At 26.7% G+C, this 1,034-nt stretch carries 1 protein-coding gene and 1 pseudogene; both read right to left on the bottom strand.

All coding sequences use genetic code 11. The features are described 5' to 3' along the window. Positions 1–813 (bottom strand): 6-hydroxymethylpterin diphosphokinase MptE-like protein (locus tag AJN70_RS00855; RefSeq protein ID WP_148128148.1); only part of this gene is annotated, 813 nt, incomplete at its 3' end. Next, positions 810–1,034 (bottom strand): annotated as a pseudogene (locus AJN70_RS00850) (motility associated factor glycosyltransferase family protein); the annotation flags it as partial. The pseudogene AJN70_RS00850 and the gene AJN70_RS00855, both read right to left, overlap by 4 nt.

The following is a 1,034-nucleotide window of genomic DNA, read 5'->3' as shown; positions in this document are numbered from 1 at the left end:
AGCTAAAATAGGATAAGAAGAATCCGCACAAAAAATTGTAGCTTTATTAGCATACTTTTTTAACAAAGGAAGTTGTTTAGTAAGAGATGGTCCTGTAGAAACAATGATAGCTGTATCACTTATACCCTTTCTTTTGGAAAGTAATTCTTTATAACTAGGATGAGTAATCATTTGAGGTAAGTTATAAACAAATTGTTCTATGCCTTGCATGGCATCTTTAGGATCATTACCACGCATAAGATTGTGATTTTTGATGATTTGCATGTTGAGTTTATTAAGTTTTAAAATATCTTCTTTATAGTGTTCATAAAAATCATTAGCAATGTGTAGATTATAAGAACGATAAAACAAATCCCCTATCAAACGAAAAATTTTATCCATTTTAGGAAGATTAATATCATCATGATGTAAAATAATGAGTCGCCCTAAGCTTAAATCTTTGCTAAAATCTATGAAATTTAAAGCCAAAAAGATAAGTTCTAATTCTTTTTCAAAGATGATTATTCTTTTAAGTGCTTGATTTTGAAGTAGAATTTTATATAAAATTCCATTTCCAAAACCATAAAAAAAAAGCACAGGATAGCGTGTAAAATCTTTAAAATATTCTAAATTTTTTTCAAGCTCTTTGATGGGATCTTGATACATTTTTTTTAAATTTCTTTTTTTTATGATATTGATATCAAGATTATCTTTTCCTTGAGTGAAAGTAAATTCTCTAAGCTCTTTTAGATCCTCAAGTTTTTTGCGTAAGTTGTTATACTCAAAACCGCTTAAAGCTTTTAAATTTTTGTTAAAATTATTTTCTTCTCTCACCTTCTCACCCTTTCCATCCATTTATCTAATTTTCTTTCTTTAAGTTTTTCTTCTAAAGGAAGTATATTTTTTATCAAGGCACTTTCTTGTGCTTTGATATGTCCATAAACTAATTCCATAAATTCTAAATGTTCTTTTATCCAAAGAATATTTTTATTAAAAGCATCTTCTTTGGTTTTAGGATTTAAAACATAAATTCTAGCAAGATTAAGTTCAAATTG

It is taken from the genome of Campylobacter sp. BCW_4341 (genome assembly GCF_001764255.1).
GTDB classification, from domain to species: Bacteria; Campylobacterota; Campylobacteria; order Campylobacterales; family Campylobacteraceae; genus Campylobacter_D; species Campylobacter_D jejuni.
Note: the sequence above shows the minus strand (reverse complement) of the source record. Positions and strands in the feature narration are given on the sequence as shown.